The sequence below is a fragment of the Paraburkholderia graminis genome (assembly GCF_003330785.1).
Classification (GTDB): Bacteria; Pseudomonadota; Gammaproteobacteria; order Burkholderiales; family Burkholderiaceae; genus Paraburkholderia; species Paraburkholderia graminis.
In genome coordinates, this window is the sequence record NZ_CP024934.1 from 1,638,299 (window position 1) to 1,659,878 (window position 21,580).

The 21,580-nt window shown below is 64.5% G+C and carries 16 protein-coding genes; 9 read left to right on the top strand and 7 right to left on the bottom strand.

Annotated features, from left to right (window positions below; all coding sequences use genetic code 11):
* Nucleotides 1-49: 49 nt before the first annotated feature.
* Nucleotides 50-1,606, top strand: a complete 1,557-nt coding sequence (locus CUJ91_RS07275; protein WP_107708328.1) for a DHA2 family efflux MFS transporter permease subunit — start codon at nt 50-52, stop codon at nt 1,604-1,606.
* 69 nt (nt 1,607-1,675) lie between these two features.
* On the opposite strand, the gene CUJ91_RS07280 is transcribed toward CUJ91_RS07275, so the two are convergent.
* The 5 genes from CUJ91_RS07280 to CUJ91_RS07300 all read right to left on the bottom strand — a co-directional run bounded on the left by CUJ91_RS07280 (nt 1,676) and on the right by CUJ91_RS07300 (nt 7,601).
* A complete protein-coding gene (locus CUJ91_RS07280) occupies nt 1,676-3,634 on the bottom strand; it encodes an acid phosphatase (RefSeq protein ID WP_107708326.1) in 1,959 nt (652 codons plus the stop codon).
* A gap of 206 nt (nt 3,635-3,840) precedes the next feature.
* A complete protein-coding gene (locus CUJ91_RS07285) occupies nt 3,841-4,635 on the bottom strand; it encodes an ABC transporter substrate-binding protein (RefSeq protein WP_006051045.1) in 795 nt (264 codons plus the stop codon).
* A 68-nt stretch (nt 4,636-4,703) separates the two neighbouring features.
* On the bottom strand, nt 4,704-6,173 hold the full coding sequence (locus CUJ91_RS07290; RefSeq protein WP_107708325.1) for an NAD(P)/FAD-dependent oxidoreductase: 1,470 nt from the start codon (nt 6,171-6,173) through the stop codon (nt 4,704-4,706).
* On the bottom strand, nt 6,170-6,472 hold the full coding sequence (locus CUJ91_RS07295; RefSeq protein WP_107708323.1) for a (2Fe-2S)-binding protein: 303 nt from the start codon (nt 6,470-6,472) through the stop codon (nt 6,170-6,172). The genes CUJ91_RS07290 and CUJ91_RS07295 overlap by 4 nt, the downstream gene beginning before the upstream one ends.
* The gene (locus CUJ91_RS07300) at nt 6,456-7,601 is read right to left on the bottom strand and encodes an NAD(P)/FAD-dependent oxidoreductase (protein ID WP_107708321.1); all 1,146 of its coding nucleotides are present in this window, start codon (nt 7,599-7,601) and stop codon (nt 6,456-6,458) included. The genes CUJ91_RS07295 and CUJ91_RS07300 overlap by 17 nt, the downstream gene beginning before the upstream one ends.
* Nucleotides 7,602-7,703: 102 nt before the next feature.
* On the opposite strand from CUJ91_RS07300, the gene CUJ91_RS07305 reads away from it, so the two are divergent.
* On the top strand, nt 7,704-8,627 hold the full coding sequence (locus tag CUJ91_RS07305) for a LysR substrate-binding domain-containing protein (RefSeq protein ID WP_107708319.1): 924 nt from the start codon (nt 7,704-7,706) through the stop codon (nt 8,625-8,627).
* A 28-nt stretch (nt 8,628-8,655) separates the two neighbouring features.
* Here the strand turns inward: CUJ91_RS07305 and CUJ91_RS07310 are convergent, their stop codons facing one another.
* Entirely contained in the window at nt 8,656-9,387 is a 732-nt protein-coding gene (locus CUJ91_RS07310; RefSeq protein ID WP_029969294.1) for an IclR family transcriptional regulator, read from the bottom strand.
* A 162-nt stretch (nt 9,388-9,549) separates the two neighbouring features.
* On the opposite strand from CUJ91_RS07310, the gene CUJ91_RS07315 reads away from it, so the two are divergent.
* From CUJ91_RS07315 to CUJ91_RS07345, 7 genes are all read left to right on the top strand, one after another.
* Nucleotides 9,550-10,434: an aldo/keto reductase gene (locus tag CUJ91_RS07315; protein WP_107708317.1), complete on the top strand. Its 885-nt coding sequence runs from the start codon at nt 9,550-9,552 to the stop codon at nt 10,432-10,434.
* A complete protein-coding gene (locus CUJ91_RS07320) occupies nt 10,431-11,855 on the top strand; it encodes an aminotransferase (RefSeq protein ID WP_244230982.1) in 1,425 nt (474 codons plus the stop codon). The genes CUJ91_RS07315 and CUJ91_RS07320 overlap by 4 nt, the downstream gene beginning before the upstream one ends.
* Before the next feature lie 66 nt (nt 11,856-11,921).
* A complete protein-coding gene (locus tag CUJ91_RS07325) occupies nt 11,922-13,256 on the top strand; it encodes an NAD(P)/FAD-dependent oxidoreductase (protein WP_107708315.1) in 1,335 nt (444 codons plus the stop codon).
* A 52-nt stretch (nt 13,257-13,308) separates the two neighbouring features.
* Nucleotides 13,309-15,348 (top strand): hydantoinase/oxoprolinase family protein, encoded by a 2,040-nt coding sequence (locus tag CUJ91_RS07330; protein WP_107708314.1) that lies wholly within the window; start codon nt 13,309-13,311, stop codon nt 15,346-15,348.
* A gap of 31 nt (nt 15,349-15,379) precedes the next feature.
* Entirely contained in the window at nt 15,380-17,407 is a 2,028-nt protein-coding gene (locus tag CUJ91_RS07335; RefSeq protein ID WP_107708312.1) for a hydantoinase B/oxoprolinase family protein, read from the top strand.
* Between the two features lie 243 nt (nt 17,408-17,650).
* Nucleotides 17,651-19,222, top strand: coding sequence for an ABC transporter substrate-binding protein (locus CUJ91_RS07340; protein ID WP_107708310.1), 1,572 nt, complete (start codon nt 17,651-17,653; stop codon nt 19,220-19,222).
* Between the two features lie 103 nt (nt 19,223-19,325).
* A complete protein-coding gene (locus tag CUJ91_RS07345; protein WP_107708502.1) occupies nt 19,326-20,603 on the top strand; it encodes an NAD(P)/FAD-dependent oxidoreductase in 1,278 nt (425 codons plus the stop codon).
* Nucleotides 20,604-20,650: 47 nt separating this feature from the next.
* Here the strand turns inward: CUJ91_RS07345 and CUJ91_RS07350 are convergent, their stop codons facing one another.
* Nucleotides 20,651-21,514, bottom strand: coding sequence for an SDR family oxidoreductase (locus CUJ91_RS07350; RefSeq protein ID WP_107708308.1), 864 nt, complete (start codon nt 21,512-21,514; stop codon nt 20,651-20,653).
* Nucleotides 21,515-21,580 lie beyond the last annotated feature (66 nt).

The following is a 21,580-nucleotide window of genomic DNA, read 5'->3' on the forward strand; positions in this document are numbered from 1 at the left end:
GGTCAGATAGATATTGCCGGCCTGTTCGCGACTTCGTACTGGAAGTAAGATGAATTCCTCGACGCAACTCGCACCGCCGCCGCTGAGCGGCGCAAAGCTGGTTCTCGCGACCTTCGCCGTCGCCCTCGCGACGTTCATGAACGTGCTCGATTCGTCCATTGCCAACGTTGCGATTCCGACTATCTCGGGCAACCTCGGCGTATCCGTCGATGAAGGCACGTGGGTCATCACGTTGTTTTCCGCGGCGAATGCAGTCGCCATTCCGCTGACGGGCTGGCTCACGCAGCGCGTCGGTCAAATCAAGCTGTTCGTCGCCGCGATCGTGCTGTTCGTATTTTCTTCGTGGCTGTGCGGGGTCGCGCCGAACCTGGTGATCCTGCTCGCCGCGCGCGTGTTGCAGGGTGCCGTGGCCGGTCCGCTGATTCCGTTGTCGCAAGCGATTCTGCTCGGCTCGTATCCAAAGGAAAAGAGCTCGACCGCGCTGGCGTTGTGGGCGATGACGGCCACGGTCGGCCCGATTGCCGGTCCGGCGTTGGGCGGCTGGATCACCGACAGCTATAGCTGGTCGTGGATCTTTTACATCAACATTCCGGTTGGTCTCTTTGCTGCGGCCGTGACGTGGTTTATCTATCGCGACCGCGAGACGCCGGCGCGCAAACTGCCCATCGACAAAGTGGGTTTGATGTCGCTCGTCGCATGGGTCGCGTCGCTGCAAATCATGCTCGACAAGGGCAAGGACCTCGACTGGTTCAGCTCGCCGGTGATCTGCATTCTCGCGGCAGTGGCGGCGGTCAGCTTCGTGTTTTTCCTGATCTGGGAATTCACGGAAAAGAACCCGATCGTCGATCTCCGGCTCTTCGCGGTACGCAATTTCCGCGGCGGCACGATTGCGATTTCGGTCGCGTATGCGGTGTTCTTCGCGAACCTCGTGATTCTGCCGCAATGGATTCAGGGCTATCTCGGCTATCGTTCGGTGGATGCGGGTCTCGTCACCGCGCCGCTCGGCATCTTCGCGGTGCTGCTCGCGCCCGTGATGGCGAAGATCATGCCGAAGACGGATGCACGCGTGCTCGCGACGCTGGCTTTCGTCGGTTTCGCCGCGGTTTTCCTGATGCGCTCGCATTACACGACGGGCGTCGACACCTATACGCTCGTGCTGCCGACGCTGCTGCAAGGCATTCCGATGGCGCTCTTTTTCACGCCGCTTACCGCGATCATTCTGTCGGGACTCTCACCCGATAAAATTCCTGCGGCCGCCGGCCTGTCGAACTTCGTGCGCGTATTCGCCGGCGGCGTGGGCACGTCGCTGATCACGACGGGCTGGAACAACCGGACGATCCTGCATCACGCGCAACTCGCGGAACAGTCGAGCGTCAACAATCCGGCTTATACGTCCGCGCTCGCGGACATTCATACGACGCTCGGCGGCAACATGGATCAGGCGGCGGCGTTCTTCGAGCGCTCGCTGAATGCACAGGCCGCGATGCTCGGGCTGAACGACATCTTCTGGCTTTCGTCGATGATCTTTATCGTGATCATTCCGCTGATCTGGCTCACGAAGCCGGGCAAGGGCGGTGGCGGCGGGGCGGCGGCAGGCGCGCACTAGGATGCGCGAGGCGACGAGACGTTTGAAGTAGCGAACGTCTCGTCGCGGTTCACTGCTCAGCCACAACCGTTACGCCGCCGACAACCTTACCGACACGCCCGTCCCCGTATAAACCGGCGTCGCCTTGAAGCCGTCGACGGTCACCGTCGAGAACTTCGCCGAGCCGGCCGCACCGTCGATCAGCGCGATGGTGTCGCCGGCTTTCGGCGCATAGCCGTTGACGAACTTCACATGCAGCGTGCCGCCCACGACGCTCAGCGTGCCGCCCACACGCAGACGCCCGCCGCCGTTGCCGTCGATGTCGAGTTCGAGCGTCGTGTTGTCGAGCTGCGTGTAGCGCGTCGCGATCGTCACCGGCACGCCGGCCGCGATCTTCACGCTGCCGCCCGAGCCGACGTACACGTCGCCGTTGCCGAACGCGTTCGCCGAGCCCGCCGCGAGCGTGCCGCCGCTCACTTGCGTGCCGCCCGTGTAGCGGTTGTTGCCCGACAGCGTCAGCGTGCCTGTGCCTTGCAGCGTCAGCTTGCCTGCACCGGCAATATCGTTGCGCCACACGTCGGCCGCATTGAGCCCGCCCTGCGACGCATCCATCGACACGATCACGTTGCCGTTGAACGCGCCATAGCCGTCCGCCGCGGCGAACAGGTTCAGGCGGCCCCAGCCTTCCGCGTCGTCCATCACCGGATAGCCGGACGGCATCTCGGTCGTCTTCAGCACGACGCGCCGCTGGTCCGCGCTCAGGTACGGGAAGCGCGTCTGCAACAGAATTTCCGCGCCCTTGGGCACGAGCGGCGGCGCATCGGTCGATGCGATCGGGCCGAAGCCGAACGTCATGCGGCGCATGAATGCCGCTTTATTTGCGGTGTAATCGGCGAAGCGGTCCGTTGCCGCCGTGCCCGAACGAGCGAATGCGGCGAAGCTCGCGCCGTTGGTCCCGCTGAGCTGCTGCAGCGCCTGGTGAGCCTGAACGTAGGCGGCCTGCGCGTCGCTTGCATACGTGTTCAGGTTCGCCGCGCTGACGGCGAGCGCGAGCATCCGGCCGCCGATCACGTCGAGCGGCGAGTGCATGCCGGCGAGAATCCGGTTCTCGCCGAGTTCGAGACCGCGGCTCACCATTTCCTGGAATCGTTCGGGAACGAGCCACGCCATCGTCGTCGCATCGCGCATCGCTTCGGCCTCATGACCGCTGATGAAGCCGCCGTCGGTCGCGGGTGTCGTGCTTTCCGCGGGAACGAGCGTCGGCGCGACCACGACGCTCGCGCTCCAGCGATACGGCCGTGCGTACTTGTAAAAGCGTTTCGCTGGTTCCGTCGATGCGTTGTTGCCCATCTCGTTGAGCAGATCGACGACCTTGCCGAAGCTCGCGTTCGTGCTGCCGCCGACGCCGACGTTATTGCCCGAGTCGTTGTACAGCACGGTCGTCGCATCCGGCGGCACGCTCGTGATGCTGGTCGTCTGCTGCGCCGCCGTGCGCCATGCGGCGGTGAGCGGGCCCATCCCGTCGGTCACGCTGTAGCCCTTGCCGCGGCGGTCGTCGAAATACGCGGCGTCGGCCTGCTGCGGCGTGCGCGCGGTCGTCGCGTCGATCACGTATTGAACGTTGGCGCTCAGCACCGTGCTGTTCAGGATCGTGCCGCACGGCGTGCCGCTGGCGGGCAAGCCGGAGCAGGTCGACGGCACGATCGCCGGAAACGCGCCGTTTGCCGGCGCGCTCACGCCCGCGTCGACCAGCATCGTCGACGGCTGCCACAGGTCGAGAAAGCGGCTCACGACACGCACTGCGGCGTTGGTCGACAGCGTTGCATAGCGCGCGTCGCCACGCTGGTTGGTCGCGATGTTATCGACGAAGGCGGGCACGCCCGGCACGGGCGCGCTGTCGACGAAACCGGGATCGGCCGGCGGCGCCGGCACGGCCGCGACGGGCGTATTAGTGGCGACGACATCGCCGCCGCCGCCGCAGGCAGCCAGAACGATCGCACTCGACAACGCTGCGACGTGCAGCGGAAAACGGCTTCGTGACGCAAACATGCCAACTCCATCCTGAGGGTCAAAGATGGCGCATTGTCGTGGGCGAACGTGACGTGGAGGTTACGGAGCCGTTTAGCGGGGGATTTGGTGTTGGAGTAGGAGAGAGCGAGGCGACGCTCGCTACTCTTTAGCTGGATCGATGCGCCGGTGTTCAATGGATGTGGCTATCCGGCGCATACATACGCAACAAGCGAGAAAAACGGTTGTTACTTCCCGTACATGTCGAAATCGAAGTACTTCGCTTCGATCTTGCGATACGTGCCGTCCTTGAGCAATTCGGCAATCGCGCCGTTTAACGCGTCGCGCAGTTGCGGCTCCGACTTGCGCACGCCCGCCGCGTCGCCGTCGCCCATGATCTTCGCGTCGTAGACCACATCGCCTGCGAATGAAAAGCCCTTGCCGGCCGGCGTCGCGAGAAAACCCAGCTTGCCCTGCACGGCGTCCATCAGCACCGCATCGACGCGCCCCGCCGTCAAGTCGGAATAAGCCTGGTCGTAGCTCGGATATGCGACCACTTCCACGCCCGACGACGCCCACTTCTCGCGCGCATACGTTTCCTGCACCGTGCCTTGCTCGACCGCCACGCGCTTGCCCGCGAGCTTCGACGCTTCGGGCAGCAGATGCGCGCTGTCCTTCGCGATCAGGCGCGTCTGGTTGCGGTACAGCCGGTCGGTGAAGTCGATCTGTTCGCGGCGTTTCGCGTTCGCCGCCATCGACGAAAGGATCACGTCGAACTTGCGCGCCTGAAGGCCGGGAATCAGTCCGTCGAAACTGCTTTGCACCCACACGCACTTCGCCTTCAGTTTCTCGCAGATTGCATTGCCGAGGTCGACGTCGAAGCCCACGACCGTGCCGTCTTTTGCGATCGATTCGAACGGCGGGTACGTCGGGTCGACGCCGATGCGGATCGTGGTCCACTCCTTGGCCGATGCCATCGTGCTCGCGGCCATCAGGGCGAGCAGGGCGGCGCTCAACATCGTCTTTACGCGTGTGGTCTTCATAGAGGCTCCGTGTGTGATGTGGTGTGGTGTGGGTGTGGTGCGATTCGTTTCGTCTGCGATGGATGGGATCAACTGGGAAATTCGCCGCGAGTGAAGTCGTCGCCGAGCGCGATGGAGTCGGCGATTTCGTCGACCGTAACGGGTTTGATCGGCGCGCGAATGCGGTAGTAGCCGACGTCGCCGACCGCGCGTTCCTGCACCTGCGCGATGAGTTCGCCGACCGTCGCGCCACACCATCGGCCCTGACACGGGCCCATGCCGCAGCGTGAAAACGCCTTCATCTGGTTCGGCCCCTGACAGCCGATTGCCGCGATCGCGCGAATCTCGCCTGCGGTGACTTCCTCGCAACGGCACACGATGACGTCGTCGGCGGGACGGCGCAGCGCGGCAGGCGGCGTGTAGAGCGCATCGAGCAGCGGGCGCACGGCGAGGTGCCGTTTCATCGCGAGCCGCGAGCGGCGGCCGCGTGCATCACGCGACGCGGCATCGAGCGCGCCGAGTTCGCGCGAGATATCGAGTGCCGCAAGCGTGCCCGCGTGCGCAGCCGCTTTCGCGCCGCCGATGCCCGCGCCGTCGCCCGCGATCCAAACATGCCCGACCGTGCTGCGTCCGTGCGCATCGGTGCGCGGGCGCCAGCAGGCCGACGACGCATCCCATTCGTGCTCGCAACCGAGCGAGCGGGCCAGTTGCGTCGACGGAATCACGCCCTGATGCAGCAGCACGAGCGACGTGTCGATCGAACGACGCGTGCCGTGTTCATCGGCGAAATGCACGCGTTCGGCGCGCTCTTCGCCTTCGATCAAGAACGCACTTGCGCCGCGATAAATGGGGATGCCCGCGCGCTTTACCGCGCGCATCATGCGCAGACCCTTCAGCAGATAATCGGCGCCTGCAAGCGCGGGCAGCGCATGAGGCAAGGCGGCGCGCCACGCATCGCGCGGCGTCGTATCGATGATGGCGCGCACACGGCGTCCGGCATTCAGCAACTGCGATGCGAATAACCACAGCAGCGGTCCGCAACCCGCGAGCACCGCGTCCTGCGATGGCGCGAGTCCCGACGACTTGAGCAGCGTTTGCGCCGCGCCGATGCCCATCACGCCCGGCAGCGTCCAGCCGCGCACCGGCCACGAACGCTCCTGCGCGCCCGTCGCGACGAGCACCGCGCGCGCCGAGATGTCGAGCGTGCCGCCAGGTTGCGCACCTTGTGCACCTTGCGCGCGGCGCGTGAGCATCGCGACGGCGCGGCCGTTTTCAAACGCGATCTGCCATACGACGCAGCGCGCCAGATGCTTCGCGCCGCTGGCATCGAAAGCCGCGATCAGCGTGCGTCCGCCGAGATACTCGTCGCCGAGCACATGCGCATCCGTGAGCGGAGACTGCGCGGCGTTGCGATAAATCTGTCCGCCAGGCGCCTCGCCTTCGTCCGCGACGATCACATCGAGACCCGCACGGCGCGAAGCGATCGCCGCCGACATGCCCGCCGGTCCCGCGCCGATGATCAGCAGATCGCACGTCGATTGCACTGGACGCTGCGTCATGCGAGCCTCGCTTTACCGGACATCGCGCGGACCCGCATGCCGTCGCAGACGCGCGTCATGCACGCCTGCACGTTCGGCACGCCGTCGACTTCCACGAGACAGTCGAAGCACACGCCCATCATGCAGAACGGTCCGCGCGGGGCGCCGCTGACGGGCGTGGTCCGGCAGGCGAGCGCGCCGCTTTCGAGCAACGCCGCGGCGACCGTGTAGTGCTGCGGCACATGCCGGTGCGTGCCGTCGATATCGACGCGCACCGTGGGCGCCGGCAAGGTGACGAGAGATTCAAAGTACGTGGGCATCGGTCGAATTCGAAAAACGCGTGGCGACGAAGGGATCAAGTATTGAAGGTCGCGCGCCGCCCGCGATCCACGGCGCGATCACGTCGGCATGGGCGGCGGCGAGCGTCACGCCGCTATGGCAGATGGCGAGGAACGCGCCGGGATGCGTGGACGATTCCTCGTAGACCGGCAGGCCGTCGGGCGTCATGATGCGAAGCGCGCCCCACGCGCGCACGATGCGCGCATGCCCGAGCACCGGAAATGCGGTGCGTGCGCGGCGCGCGATATCGGCCATGACGGCGCGCGTCTGGCCGTCGTCGAAGCCGACGGCTTCGGCAGAATCGCCGAGTAGCACCGAGCCTTCGGGCGTCTGCCGTACGACGAGCGTCGGATAGTCGAGAAACGGCGCGAGCCGCTCCGTCACCATGATCTGGCCGCGCAGGGGCGTGATGGGCGCGAGCATGCCGACCATTGGCGCCAGGCGCTGGTTGTCGAGGCCCGCGGCGAGCACGACGCGTTCGGCTTCCAGCGTGCCGTGCGGCGTATCGATTTCGAAGCGGCCCACATATGGGCGGATTTCGCGGACTTCATGATGCGGCAGATACGTGCCGCCCGCGAGCGCGAAGGCCTGCTGCATCGCGCGCAACGTATAGAGCGGGCTCGCGTGTCCGTCATGCGGCGAGTACAGCGCGCCCGCCAGTTTGTCCGATGCCGAGGGCACGCGCGCCTTCAGCGCATGGATATCGAGCACCTCATAAGTGAGCGACGCGTCGCGCGAGCGAATCGATTCAAGCAATTGCCGGCCCGCTTCGAGCTGCTCGATGGTTTCGCACAACTCGATGCCGCCGGGACGTTCGAAGCCCGCATCGACGCCGGTCTTGCGCTGCAATTGCGCGGCGAACGCGCCCCAGCGCTCGGACGATTCACGCGACCACTGCGCGTAGGGCAGGCACCGGCCGCCCTTGCCTTGTACCCAGACGAGCCCGAAATTGCCGCGTGCCGCTCGATGCGCGGAGTCCGCGCCGTCGCATACGGCCACGCGTTTTCCTGCACGAACGAGCCCATAGGCGATGGCCATGCCGACGAGTCCTCCGCCCGCGATCACGATGTCGAAGCGGCGTGCCGTGTTATGAGCCAGCTTATGCTGCATGAAATGCGTTTCCTGCCTGTTTTTACGAGTCGAGACCGAACTTTGGGCGCTGCAAAAAACTGCGTCAAATGCCAGTTTGTCGGTCATCTATAATCCAATGTTATGGACACATCCGAACTCAAGATTCGCCAGATCGAGGCCTTTCGCGCCGTCATGCTTCGGCACACCGTCACCCGCGCCGCGGAGTCGCTGCATATTTCGCAGCCTGCCGTGAGCCGTCTTATCGCCGATCTGGAAAGCCGCGTCGGCTTCGTGCTGTTCGATCGTCAGCAGGGGCGGCTCACGCCCACGGCGGAAGCGCGCGTGTTGTCCGAGGAAGTGGAGCGCGCGTTCGTCGGCATGGACCGCATCTCGCAGGCGGCGCGGCAGATACGCGCGATGCGGCGCGGCTCGTTGCGCGTGGCAGGCTCGCCCGCCGTGGCGCTGGATTTGCTGCCTTCGGTGATCGCGCGGTTCGTGGAGCGGCATGCGGGTATCGACATCAGTCTGCTTACGCATAGCGCGACGACGGTCGTCGAGAAAGTCGCGTCCGGGCAGTGCGATGTCGGCGTGATCGCGGAGCCGATTCCGCATCCGGCCGTCAAAAGCGAACGCCTGGCGAATGCGGTCATGCGTTGCATCGTGCCGCGCGGGCATCGGCTGGCGCGCAAGACGTCGCTGACTCCCGCGGATTTACGCGGCGAGCGCTTCGTGTCGTTTCCGCAGAGTTTCGATGCACGCAGCGCGATCGACCGGGTTTTCGTCGATGCAGGCATCGCGCGCGATCTCGTGATTGAGGCGCAACTCTCGCAAGCCATCGTGGCGCTCGTCGCGAATGGCGCGGGCGTCGCGCTGATCGATCCGGTCACCGCTGCATTTGCGCGGCAGCGTGTGGCCGTGAGGCCGTTCACGCCCGCCGTGCCGGATCATTTTTATCTCGTGACCAATGGGTCACGGCCGTTATCGCTCGTGGCAGAGACGTTTTGCGGCGCGATACGGGAAGCGTTTGAGCGCGCGATAGCTGAAGCTGATATCTGCAAAAAATGACTGGTGAAATCCGCATGCCGCCCGACTGCTAGACGCCGATCGCGGCAGCGGCCTTCGCCACCGCATTACCCCATTCTTCAAGACGTGCCGGGTCATAGCGCGATTCAGGCATCGAGATGCAGATGCTCGCCGCCGGCGCGCCGTCCGAGTCGATGACCGGCGCACCGATCGCGCACACCGCAGGACGATACTGCGAGAGATTCACCGAATAGCCGCGTTGCCGGATGCGCTCGAGTTCGAGACGTATCTCGGCCGGATCGGATGGCGTCGTGTCACTGAACTTCGGCAAGTCACGGCTCAGGATTTCGTCGGCGTCGGCTTCCGTCATGTACGCCAGTACCGCCAGGCCCGTCGCGGTCGCATGAAACGGACTCAGATCGCCAATCGGACTGAAGGTGCGCACCGTCTGCGTACAGTCTTCACGATCGATCAGGACCATTGAGTTGGTGCTGTCCGGCACCGACAGATGAACTGTCTCGTTGGTCAAATCGCGCAACTCGCGCATCGGCCCGCGCGCGGCCGCATACAGCGCACCGCCGCGCAGCGCGGCAGGCCGCACGCCGAGGATTCGCGGACCCACTTCCCAGCGTGTCAGGTCGCCGCTCGTCTGGCGAAGCCAGCCGGCCTCGTGAAACGTCAGCAGCGCGCGCTGCACGCTCGACTTCGGCATATCGAGCAGGCGCGCCAGCACGCCGACGCTGACCGGCTGGTTCTTCGACACAGCTTCGAGAATCTCGAGGCTCTTCAACAAACTTTTCATGCAGGTCTCCGATGAGCGACGGCGACGGGCGAGCGCGCGCCCACGCTGCGCTTGCAACGCAAAAAAGCGCGTGTTACTTTTCGGGCACTGTTCGTGGCACGCCGTGCCGTATTGTGGCACACCTCTCTTAGAGTTGCAAAGCATCGGAGAACGATTAAGGCAATGGGACTCTCTTTTCAGCCGCCCGGCGCTGCGCCGGTTATCGAAGCGCACGGCGCGCGCTTGCCCGCCATCGGCCTCGGCACCTGGCGCTCCACCCATGACGAAGGGGTGCAAGCGGTGTGCGCGGCGCTCGCAGCGGGCTATCGCCATATCGACACGGCGGCGCGTTACGAGAACGAGCAGGCGGTCGGGCAGGCGCTCGCGGCGAGCGGTTTGCCGCGCGACGAAGTGTTCGTCACGACCAAGGTGTGGCACACAGAATTGCGCGCGGCGGATTTCAGGCGTGCCGCCGAGGCGAGCGTCGCGCGGCTCGGGCTCGATCACGTCGATCTGCTGCTGGTGCATTGGCCCAATCCGGATGTGCCGCTCGAAGAGACCATCGGCGCGCTCTGCGACGCGCAGCGCAGCGGCTTGACGCGGCATATCGGCGTATCGAACTTTCCGGCCGCGCTGCTCGATCGCGCGGTCGCGCTTGCTTCTGTGCCATTGGCCGCCAATCAGTGCGAATACCACCCGTATCTCGATCAGACGCGCGTGCTCGACGCGTGCCGGCGGCATCGCATGGTGCTCATTGCGCATACGCCGCTTGGCAGCGGCAAGCTGCTCGCCGATCCGGTCATCGCGGAGATCGCACGCGAATACGGGCGCAAGCCGGCTCAGATCATCTTGCGCTGGCTCGTGCAGCAGCCTGGCGTGGCGGCGATTCCCAAGTCGTCGAATCCGCTGCGCATCGGCGAAAACCTGGCCGTGTTCGATTTCGAACTGGATGCGGGCGCAATGGCGCGCATCGGCGCGCTCACTCGCGCCGACGGCCGCGTGAGCAAGCCCGCGTGGCATCCCGAGTGGGACGCACCTGCGCATTCATCAGCGGCGGACAAACCATGAACTTCATCGACACCGCCATGAACCCCGCGATCCGCACGCCTGGCGAACTGACGCTCGAAACCGACCGGCGGCATCTGATGCATCCCGGCACGCATGCGTCCGATCATGCGTCGGGTCAACTCGACGCACGCCTCATCTCGCGGGCGAAAGGGATTCGCATCGAGGATCAGGCGGGACGTTCGTACATCGACGCGTTCGCAGGACTCTACTGCGTGAACATCGGCTATGGACGCGAGGAAATGGCCGACGCCATCGCCGCGCAGACGCGCGAGTTGTCGTTCTATCACACGTATGCGGGCTTCTCGAACGACCCCGCTGTCGAACTGTCGCGGCGCCTGATCGAAGAGTGGGCGCCGCCCGGCATGAAGAAAGTGTTCTACGGCATGTCGGGCTCGGACGCGAACGAAACGCAGATCAAGCTCGCCTGGTACTACAACAACGTGCTGGGACGGCCGCGCAAGAAAAAGATCATCGCGCGGCAGCGCAGTTATCACGGCTCGGGCATCGCGACCGGCAGCCTCACGGGGCAGCCCAAGTTCCACGCCGGTTTCGATCTGCCGATGCGCGAAGTGCTGCACACGGCTAGTCCCGACTTCTATCGCGATGCACGTCCCGGCGCGAGCGAAGCGGAGTTCGTCGCGGATTGCGTCGAGCACCTGGAGCAACTGATCGCGCGTGAAGGCGCCGACACGATCGCCGCATTTTTCGGCGAGCCGGTGATGGGCTCGGGCGGCATCGTGCCGCCGCCGTCAGGTTATTGGCCCGCGATTCAGGCGGTGCTCAGGCGTCACGACATTCTCTTCGCCGTCGATGAAGTGGTGTGCGGTTTCGGCCGGCTCGGTTCGCGCACGGGCAGCGAGCACTACGGTCTCGAGCCGGATCTGATGTCGGTGGCGAAGGGCCTGACGAGCGGGTATCTACCGCTGTCGGGTGTGATCGTCAGCGAGCGCGTGTGGGATGTGATCGAGCGCGGCTCGCGTGAGCAGGGCGCGATGAATCACGGCTGGACCTATTCGGGCCATCCGGTGTGCGCGGCGGCGGCGTTGACGAATCTCGACATCATCGAGCGCGAGCAGCTCGTGAACAACGCAGCGCAGGTTGGCGCTTATTTCCAGGCGCGTTTGCATGAGGCGTTCGACGCGCATCCGCTCGTCGGCAATGTCAGAGGCGTGGGCATGCTCGCCGCGCTCGAACTGATGGCCGGCAAGAGCGAGCGCCGCCCGTTTCCGGCCGCGGCGAAGGCGAGCCAGCGGGTAGCGCAGGCAGCGCTTGCGCGCGGTTTGATCGTGCGTGCGCTCGGCACGAACGACATCGTCGGCTTTGCGCCGCCGCTTGTCGCCACGCGCGCGGACATCGACGAAATTGTCGCGATTGCGCGCCGTGCGCTGGACGATGTTAGCGACGCGTTATCCGTGCAGTAGCCGCCTGTTTTCACGCCCTCGCTTGCCTCGCGAGCGGGGCTCTTCAACTCAACCAGGGACTCGACCGTGTCCACGCGCAAGCAGGTTTTCTCTTCCGATTTCACCGACACGCCGTACTGGTGGCAAGACTGGCGTCCTCATGACGAACTGATGTCGGACGTGCCTCGCGACGCGGACGTGGCGATTGTCGGCGCCGGTTATGCGGGCTTGTCGTGCGCGCTCGAACTCGCGAAGCAGGGCTTGCGCGTGGCGGTGCTCGAAGCGGACGTGCCGGGCATCGGCGCCAGCACGCTAAGCGGTGGCCAGGTATCGGGAGGCGTGAACGTCGGCAAGGCGCCGTCGGGTAAGAAGCTGGATAATTCGGTATCCGAAGAAAGACAGAGAAGGTTGCTCGGCGAAGCGTCCGTGTCGTACGAAGTGTTTGAAAACATTCTGCGCGACAACGCGATTGAATGCAGCTACGTCAAGGCAGGGCGCATCAACGCAATGTGGACCGATGCGCACATGGCCGCCTGGCGCAAGCGCATCGTCAATCTGAACGCCTATGCGCGCGCCGGCGCACGCATGCTGTCGCGCGACGAATTACGCGGCGAACTGGCGAGCGACATCTATGCGGGCGGCGTGCTGATCGAACGCGCGGGCCAGGTTCATCCGTCGATGATGTTCGCCGGTTTGCTCGCCGCCGCGCGCGGCGCGGGCGTGACCGTATGCAGCCGCGCGGCGGTTCGAAGCATCGCGCGAAGCGGCGCTCAATACCGGGTGGAAACGTCGCGCGGCGCGCTCACGAGCCGGCATGTGGTGATCTGCACGAACGGCTACACCGGTTCGTCGATGCCCGATTTGCAGCGTCGCGTGGTGCCGGTCGTATCGCACCAGATTGCCACCGAGGAATTGCCGGCCGACCTGCGCGCCTCGCTGATACCGAAGCGTCGCGGCATCTCCGAGACACGGCGTGTCGTCAACTACTACCGCTATTCGCCGGATGGCAAACGCCTGCTGTTCGGCGGCCGCGCGCGCTTTTATCACCTCGATCGCCGCCAGTCGGCTGCGGTGCTGCACGCGCAGATGGTCGAGCGCTTTCCGCAGATGGCCGATGTGAAGGTCGCGTATAGCTGGGGCGGCACCGTGGCGCTCACGCTCGATTTTCTCCCGCATCTGGGCCGCACCGCCGATGGCATTTACTACGCGCTCGGCTGCAACGGCAGCGGCGTCGTGATGATGACCTACCTCGGCTACAAGGTCGCGCGGCTGATCGCCGAAGGACAGGCGCCCGAGACAAGCGCCTACGGCACGCCGATGGTCACGCATCCGCTTTATAGCGGCAAGCCGTGGTTCATGCCCGCGCTCGGCAGTTACTACCAGATTCGCGACGTCATCGACAAACGCAGGCGGCACGCATGAACGGCCGCACATCGCTTGACGCATACCATTTAACACACGCAAGGGCACGACAATGGGCTTGAGAATCGGAGTCGATATCGGTGGATCGTTCACCGACTTCGCGGTGCTTGACGAGGACACGCGCAGCATCCGCACGCTAAAGGTGTTTTCGCGCCCGGACAGCCCGGGCAGCGAAGTGCTCGCGGGCGTCGAAGGACTGCGCGAGCGCTACGGCATCGAGCCGCACGATGTCAGCTATTTCACGCACGGCACGACGGTCGGCGTGAATGCGGTGGTACAGCGCCGCGGGTTGAAACTCGGCCTCATCACAACGCGCAATTTCGAAGACGTGCTCGACATCGCGCGCCTGAAGATTCCCGATATGTATCACCTGATGTCGAGCCGTCCCGCGCCGCTCATTCCGCGCGACCGCGTGTTCGGTGTCATCGGACGGCTCGGCGCTGACGGCGAAGAAGAGACACCGGTCGATGAACAAAGCGTGCTCGATGCGATACGCGGCTTGCAGGCGGCGGGCTGCGAAGGCGTGGTGGTGTCGCTGCTGCATTCGTACCGCAACCCGGCGCATGAACAGCAGGTGAAAGCAATTATCGAGGCTGCGCTGCCGGGCTTTTTTGTGTCGTGCTCGCACGAGGTCTGGCCCATCATCCGCGAATACGAGCGCACGGTGACGGCGACTATCGGCGGCTATGTGCAGCCGCGCGTGTCCAACTATCTGACGCAGTTGCAGGCGGCGTTGGCGGAAAGCGGCGTCGCGGCCGATCTGAAAGTCACGAAATCGAACGGCGGCGTGATGAGCGCCGAGCACGGCAAACAGAACTGCGTGCAGATGATCCTGTCCGGCACCGCTTCAGGCGTGATCGGCGCGGCGTATCTCGCGCGCCTTTGTAACGTGAAAGATTGCATGAGCCTCGACATCGGCGGAACCACAGCGGATATCGCGCTGATCGTGGACGGCCAGCCGCAATATGCGACCGGCGAATACATCGGCGAATTCCAGATTCATATTCCGTCCGTGTCGGTGTCATCGGTCGGCGACGGCGGTGGTTCGATTGCGTGGGTCGACGAATTCGGCGTGCTGAAGGTCGGGCCCGAAAGCGCGGGCTCGAGCCCTGGGCCAGTGTGTTACGGCCGTGGCGGCACGCGCCCGACAATCACCGATGCGTTCGCCGTGATCGGCGTGCTCGGCAGCGCCGCGCTCGGCTACAACGCGGTGAAGGTCGACGTGGACGCGTCGCGGCGGGCAATCGAACCGCTCGCGAGGCGCCTGGGTCTCGACATCTATCAGACGGCCGCGGCCATCATCGAGGTGTCGATCTCCGGCATGTATGCGGGCGTGAGCCGGCTCAGTTCGCGCTTCGGCATCGACCCGCGCACGTTCGCGCTGATGCCGTTCGGCGGCGCGGGGCCCATGCTCGGCTGCTTTCTCGCACGCGCGCTGAACGTGCGCAATCTGCTGGTGCCGACCACGCCGGGCGTGTTGAGCGCGCTGGGCGGCCTGATCGCCGATACGAAAAACGATTTTGTTCGGACGACGTACTATCCGCTGGACCGTGCTTCGCTCGCCTTGCTCGCGCAAGATCTCGCGCATCTGGAAGCCGACGCGCGCGCATGGGTGATTCGCGAGGCGGGGACGGACGCAAGCGCCGAGATCGTCGTTTCGGCCGATATGCGCTATCGCGGGCAATCGTTTGAAATCGACACGCCGCTCGCGCGGGAAGCGATCACCGGCGGCGATATCGAAGCAATCGCGCAGGCGTTTCACCGCGAACACGCGCGCCTCTTCGGGCATAGCGACGAGAAGTCGCCGATTCAGGTGGTGGCGCTGCGGCTCGTCATCACCGCGCCCACGCCGAAGCCCGCGCTGCCGCGCATCGCGACAGGCGAGGGTGCGCCGCGCGCGGAATCGGAGATCGACGTGTATCTGGACGGCGCGTGGCGGCGCGTCCCGCTTTACCGGCGCTCCGCGCTGCTCGCCGGACACCGGTTCGCCGGGCCCGCGATCGTCGCGCAGGACGACACCACGACATGCGTGCTGCCGGGTTTCGACGGACGCGTGGACGAATACGGCAACCTCTTTCTCGAAGCGGTCTGATAGATCGATAGATCGATCCAGGAAACACACCATGACATTCGATAAATCCGTCCTTCAGATCTTCGCGAACTATTGCGTCGCGGCCGCCGAAAGCATGGCATACACGCTCGTGCGAACCGCGCACTCCGCGTTCGTGAAGGAGACGGAAGACTTCTCCTGCACGCTGATGAACACGCGCGGCCTGACTTTCGCGTCGCCGAAAACGCTGGGCGCGACCTGGTATCCCGGACTCGACTTCGGCGCGGTGATCGACATGATCGATCACTACGAGCCGGGCGACATCTGCATGACGAACGACGCGTATAGCGGCTACGTGGCCACGCACACGCCGGACGTGATGATGTGGAAGCCGGTGTTCTTCGGCGGCGAGATTGTCTGCTATGTCGGCGGGCACATTCACAACACCGATATGGGCGGCGCGGTGCCCGCGTCGCTGTCGCGCACGCTCACCGAGATCTATCAGGAAGGCATTCGTTTCGCGCCGACCAAGATCGTCCGCGCGGGCGTGCTCGATGAAGCATTGCTCGAACACATGGCGATCAATGTGCGCGCGGCCGAGCAGAATCGCGGCGACCTGAAGGCGCAGATCGCGATGCTCATGACCGGCGAGCGGCGTGTGCTCGAAATCATCGAGCGCTTCGGCATCGAGCAGTTTCGCGCCGGCATGGACGCGCTGCTCGACTATTCGGAGGAGCAGGCGCGCACGATCGTGCGCGGCATGCCCGATGGCGAGTACTTCTTCGCCGAGTACGCCGACGAGGATTCGGTCAACGGCAAGCCGCTGCGCGTCGCGCTGACGCTGACGGTGAAGGACGGCTCGCTCGTGTTCGACTTCACGGGTAGCGATCCGCAACTGAGTTCGTCGCTGAATATGCCGACGGGCGGCAAGGAGCGCCATGTGCTCGCGCTCGTCGGCCTGAACTACGTGCTGTATTCGCTGAATCCCGATCTGCTGCTGAATGCGGGCATGCTGAAAGTCGCGCGCTGCATCCTGCCCGAAGGCACGATCATGAACTGCGTGCCGCCGGCCGCGGTCGGCATGCGCAGTCTGACTGCGAAGGTCGCACAGTACGTCACCTTCGGCGCATTTTCGATGGTGTGCCCCGAGCGCCTGCCGGCCTGTCCAGCGGGCGGCATGTCGATTCTCAACGTGAAGACCGTCGACCGCAACGGCCGCACGGTGATCGCGTCGATCGGACCGGTGGGCGGCGGCGCGGGCGGCATGGCGTCGGCCGACGGCTCGGACGCATCGGGTGCGAATGTCGCGTTCCTGCGCAACACGCCAGTCGAAATCAACGAAGCCGAAGTGCCGATCCGCATCACGCGCTATGGCGTGGTGCCAGGCAGCGCCGGCGCCGGCAAGTATCGCGGCGGGCTTGGAACGGTGATGGAATTTCGCGTGTCGTCGCCGGGTACGCTCGTCACGGCGCGCAATCGCGACCGCTCGCGCTTCGCTTCATGGGGCGTGCTGGGCGGCAAGGCGGGCGCCGTATCGCGGTTTACCCGCAACCCTGGCACCGACGGCGAAGAAGATCTCGGCGTGACCGATCTCGTGATGTGCGGCCCCGGCGATGTGATCCGTCTCGAAGGCTGTGGCGGCGGCGGCTATGGCGATCCGTACGAACGAGACGTGCAGAAGGTGCTCGAAGACGTGCGACGCGGCTATCTGTCCGTCGATCAGGCGCGCGAGTTGTATGGCGTGGTACTCGGCGCAGAAGCCGGCGCCATCGCCATCGACAAAGCCGCGACCCTGCATATGCGCGAGGCCGCGAAGAGCGACGCTCATCGGCGGCCGGCCTCTCACTTCGACTATGGCGCGGAGCGCAACGCGTACGAAGCGAAATGGACGCGCGAGCGCTACGACGTGCTGACCGGCATTCTGTCGCGCGCGCCGGTGGTATGGCGGCATTTTCTCAAGCACAAGATCTTCGATGCACTCGATGCAAGAGAAGCGGCCGGCAGCTTGCAGCCGGGGCCAACAGTGATCACGCAACTGTATGAAGAAGTGCTGCAACGCTATCCGCAGTTGCTTGAAGTCGAGGCATCGGCGAGCGCCTGATATCGCCCGTTGATGCCGCGCTTGCAGCGAGTCTTTCGCGCATAACCGGCGACCATGCAAATTGCCGCGTTAGCGCCGCAGGAACAGTTTGTTTATGCCGTCTGCCCTTTTTTGTCGGCGCTTTACGCGGTTTGTGCAGGCATACGATGCTGCTAACGAGCCGCGAAAAAATCTCTTCTCGCTGCCTATACGAACTTCTATGCAACATTGCCAGGATCACTTACCTCTGCGGAGCCAATTCAGATGAACGACGAAACGAATAGCCGCGGCATCAGCCGCCGCGACATGATGCGCATGTTGGCTGGGACCGGCATGATGGTAGCCGGCGGGGGACTCCTGACGACTGCGCCCGGCGCGCTTGCCGCCGAGGTTCCGAAGAAGGGCGGCAGCATTCGCGTCGCCTATAACGCGGGCTCCGTGTCGGATACGCTCGATCCCGCAGCGGGCTCGACCGGCGGCGACTATATCCGCTTCTTCATGTTTTACAGCGGCCTGACGCAACTTGACGAAAGCCTCGCGCCGCGCATGAACATCGCGGAGTCGGTGTCGAGCGCGGACGCGAAGACGTGGATCATCAAGCTGCGCTCAGGCGTCACTTTCCACGACGGCAAGACGCTTACTTCCGCCGACGTCGTGTACTCGCTGATGCGTCACAAGAATCCGCAAACGGCCTCGCGCGTGAAGACACTCGCCGACCAGTTCGCGAGCGTGACGGCGAGCGGGCCGAACGAAGTGACGTTGACGCTACAGGTGCCGAATGCCGATCTGCCCGTGATTCTCGCGACGCCGCAACTCGTCATCGTCAAGGACGGCACGACCAACTTCAACTCGGCGATCGGCACCGGTCCCTACAAGCTGAAAAGTTTCGCGCCGGGCGCGGGCACGGTGGGCGTGCGCAACGACAACTACTGGAAACCGGGGCACCCGTACCTCGATCAGATCGAACTCATCAGTATCAGCGACAACGCAGCGCGTGTCAGCGCGCTGCTCGCCGGCGACGTCCACCTGATCAACTCGGTCGATCCCCGTTCGACGCGGCGCATTTCGTCGACGCCGGGGTACGAAGTCAAGGAGACGAAGTCGGGCCTGTACACGGACCTGATCATGCGTCGCGACAACACGCTGACGGGCAACCCCGATTTTGTGAAGGGCATGAAGTACATGTTCGATCGGGAGCAGATCCGCTCCGCGGTGTTTCTCGGCTATGCGGTGACCGGCAACGATCAGCCGATTCCGCCGGGTCATCGGTACTTCAATGCTTCGCTGCCGCAGCGCGGCTTCGACCTCGACAAGGCGAAGTTTTATATGCAGAAGGCCGGCGCGGTCGGAACTACATTGCCGCCGATCTATGCCACCACCGACGCCAACGGCTCAATCGAAATGGCGCAGTTGATCCAGCAAACGGCCGCGAAGATCGGTGTGAATCTGAGCGTGAATCGCGTGCCGTCCGACGGCTACTGGTCGAATCACTGGATGAAGCATCCGCTCGGTTTCGGCAGCATCAACCCGCGGCCTAGCGCGGATGTGCTGTTCACGCAGTTCTTCAAATCCGATGCGCCGTGGAATGAATCGGCGTGGAAGGACCCGAAGTTCGATCAATTGCTCGTGAGCGCGCGCGGCGAGACCGACGACGCCAAACGCAAGCAGATGTACGGCGAAATGCAGGCGCTGGTCACGGACGAAGGCGGCATCGGCATCCCGTCGTTCATCAGTCTGATCGATGCGAACGACAAGCGCCTTAAAGGGCTCGGCGCGATTCCGACCGGCGCGATGATGGGTTTTTCGTTCGCCGAATATGCGTGGTGGTCGGCATGAGCGAGGCGGGTGCTCGCGGTTGATCGCTACGGTGACCGGCTCGCCGCCGAGGCTTCGCTCGCTGGCAAAGCCGGTCTGCTCCGACATTCAATTAGAAAATGCAATGAAGCTAGATTCGTACTGGCTGGACACCGCTCCCGACTTCAACGAGGGCGCCGACGGTCCCGTCGAGGGACGCAGCGATGTGGTCGTGATCGGCGGCGGCTTTACAGGTCTATCGGCCGCGCTGGAACTTGCGTTGCGTGGGACGTCGGTCACGGTGCTCGAGGCGGGGCGGATCGCGGGCCAGGCATCGGGGCGCAACGGCGGACAATGCAACACCGGCGTCGCGCAAGACTTCGCTTCGCTCGCGGCCAGCGTCGGGCTGGAACAAGCGCGCGCGTTTTACCGTGCGTACGAAAGCGCGGTACAGACGGTCGAATCCATCGTCACGCAACATCGGATCGACTGTGATTTCGTGCGTAGCGGCAAGCTCAAACTCGCGGCCAAGCCGAAGCACTTCGACAAGCTCGCGCGGACCTACGACGTGTTGCATCGCGAAGTCGATCAGGATATCGAACTGATCGAGCCGGCGCGCATGCGCACTGAAGTCGGCTCCGATGGTTTTCATGGCGGACTGTTGCAACGCAACGGCGCGCAGATGCATATGGGCAAGTTCGGCGTGGGGCTCGCGCAGGCGGCGGCGCGTCACGGGGCGCGCATTTTCCAGAACGCGGCGGTGACCCAGATCAGGCGAATCGCCGGTGGCGGTTACGAGATCACTAGTGCGCGCGGCGTGGTTCGGGCGGACAACGTGCTGGTGGCGACAGGGCCTTCGCGGCAAGGTCCGCTGCAATGGTTCCAGCAACGAATGGCGCCTGTCGGCAGTTTTATCGTCGTGACAGAGCCGCTTTCGAAGGGGCAACTGGACGCGCTGTTTCCTCAGCGGCGCAACTATGTGACGTCGCTGAACATCGGCAACTACTTTCGCGTCACGCCTGATAACCGGCTGCTGTGGGGCGGGCGAGCGAGATTCGCAATGTCCGATCCGCGCTCCGATGCGAAAAGCGGCCACGTACTGCAAGCCAATCTCGCGAAGTACTTTCCCGAGTTGGCCACAACGAGAGTCGACTATTGCTGGGGCGGTCTCGTGGACATCACCGTGGACCGTCTTCCGCGCGCCGGACAACACGACGGGCTTTACTACTCGATGGGTTACAGCGGCCACGGCGTGCAGATGTCCACGCATATGGGCCGCGTGATGGCGGACGTGATGTCCGGTTCCGCCGATGCCAACCCGTGGCGCGCGTTGCCGTGGCCGCCCGTGCCGGCGCATGCCGCGCGCCGGTGGATGCTGCCGCTCGTCGGCGTCTACTATCGGCTGCAGGACGTTCTGCACTGAGCCGATGCGGTGCGCGCTCGCGCACCGCATGCAACGGCGCGTGAGACTCAGCCGACGAGGCCGGCGGCGAAGTCGCGGTATGAGTGCAGTGGCCGGCCGAGGATGCTGACAAGCCGAGCGACGTCGCCCGCTTCCGGCACCATCCCGTCGCTGACGAAGCGCTCGGCCATCAGGCGCATCTCATACGCCATCCACTTCGGCAGGAAGTTCGTCAGGTTCTGCTCGAACTGGCTGGGATCGTCGCCGCCGTAGGCAACCGGCCGGCCAAGCAGCTCCGACCAGATGGACGCGAGGCCTGGACCCGTCAACGTGTCGGGCCCAACGAGGTTGATGACGTCGACGGGCAATTTGCCGGGCGCCTGATCCCGACGCAGCAGTTCGATTGCCGCGACCTCCGCGATGTCGCGCGTGTCGACCATCGCGACGCCCTTGCTGCCGATCGGCATCGGGTAGACGCCGTGGTTCAGGATGACGTCCTTGATCGTCAGATCGTTATCGATGAAGTACGCCGGACGCAGGATAGTCGCGTTAAAGCCCATCTGTTCGATCATCCGCTCGGCGCCGGACTTCACCGCAAAATGCGGCACGTTCACGGAGCGCTCAGCGTGCATGACCGACAGGTAGACCACGCGCTCGACGCCCGACTCGCGGGCAACGTTGAGCGTGATGAGTGCCTGAGTGAATTCGTCGGCTGCCACGGCGTTGAGCAGAAACAGCGTGCGCACGCCGCTGAACGCGCTGCGCAGCGAGTCGATATCGAGCATGTCGCCTTGGGCCACGGCGACATCGGCGGGAAAGTCGGCCTTCGACGGATCGCGGACAAGCACGCGCACTTTGGCACCGCGCTTGACGAGCTGGTTGACGACCTGGCGGCCGACACGGCCGGTGGCACCGGTAACGAGGATAGTCATGGTGTTACTCCTTGGTTGGTTGGGACGCCTCCAAGGTAAGTGATCCATGCGTGGTCCGGAAGATGT

Excerpts from the sequence above, each read along its gene's own strand:
- CUJ91_RS07300 (WP_107708321.1), bottom strand. The coding sequence starts at position 7,601 with ATGCAGCATAAGCTGGCTCATAACACGGCACGCCGCTTCGACATCGTG.
- CUJ91_RS07275 (WP_107708328.1), top strand. The coding sequence starts at position 50 with ATGAATTCCTCGACGCAACTCGCACCGCCGCCGCTGAGCGGCGCAAAG.
- CUJ91_RS07350 (WP_107708308.1), bottom strand. The coding sequence starts at position 21,514 with ATGACTATCCTCGTTACCGGTGCCACCGGCCGTGTCGGCCGCCAGGTC.
- CUJ91_RS07335 (WP_107708312.1), top strand. The coding sequence starts at position 15,380 with ATGACATTCGATAAATCCGTCCTTCAGATCTTCGCGAACTATTGCGTC.
- CUJ91_RS07285 (WP_006051045.1), bottom strand. The coding sequence starts at position 4,635 with ATGAAGACCACACGCGTAAAGACGATGTTGAGCGCCGCCCTGCTCGCC.
- CUJ91_RS07310 (WP_029969294.1), bottom strand. The coding sequence starts at position 9,387 with ATGAAAAGTTTGTTGAAGAGCCTCGAGATTCTCGAAGCTGTGTCGAAG.
- CUJ91_RS07320 (WP_244230982.1), top strand. The coding sequence starts at position 10,431 with ATGAACTTCATCGACACCGCCATGAACCCCGCGATCCGCACGCCTGGC.
- CUJ91_RS07290 (WP_107708325.1), bottom strand. The coding sequence starts at position 6,173 with ATGACGCAGCGTCCAGTGCAATCGACGTGCGATCTGCTGATCATCGGC.
- CUJ91_RS07305 (WP_107708319.1), top strand. The coding sequence starts at position 7,704 with ATGGACACATCCGAACTCAAGATTCGCCAGATCGAGGCCTTTCGCGCC.
- CUJ91_RS07295 (WP_107708323.1), bottom strand. The coding sequence starts at position 6,472 with ATGCCCACGTACTTTGAATCTCTCGTCACCTTGCCGGCGCCCACGGTG.
- CUJ91_RS07315 (WP_107708317.1), top strand. The coding sequence starts at position 9,550 with ATGGGACTCTCTTTTCAGCCGCCCGGCGCTGCGCCGGTTATCGAAGCG.
- CUJ91_RS07330 (WP_107708314.1), top strand. The coding sequence starts at position 13,309 with ATGGGCTTGAGAATCGGAGTCGATATCGGTGGATCGTTCACCGACTTC.
- CUJ91_RS07280 (WP_107708326.1), bottom strand. The coding sequence starts at position 3,634 with ATGTTTGCGTCACGAAGCCGTTTTCCGCTGCACGTCGCAGCGTTGTCG.
- CUJ91_RS07340 (WP_107708310.1), top strand. The coding sequence starts at position 17,651 with ATGAACGACGAAACGAATAGCCGCGGCATCAGCCGCCGCGACATGATG.
- CUJ91_RS07345 (WP_107708502.1), top strand. The coding sequence starts at position 19,326 with ATGAAGCTAGATTCGTACTGGCTGGACACCGCTCCCGACTTCAACGAG.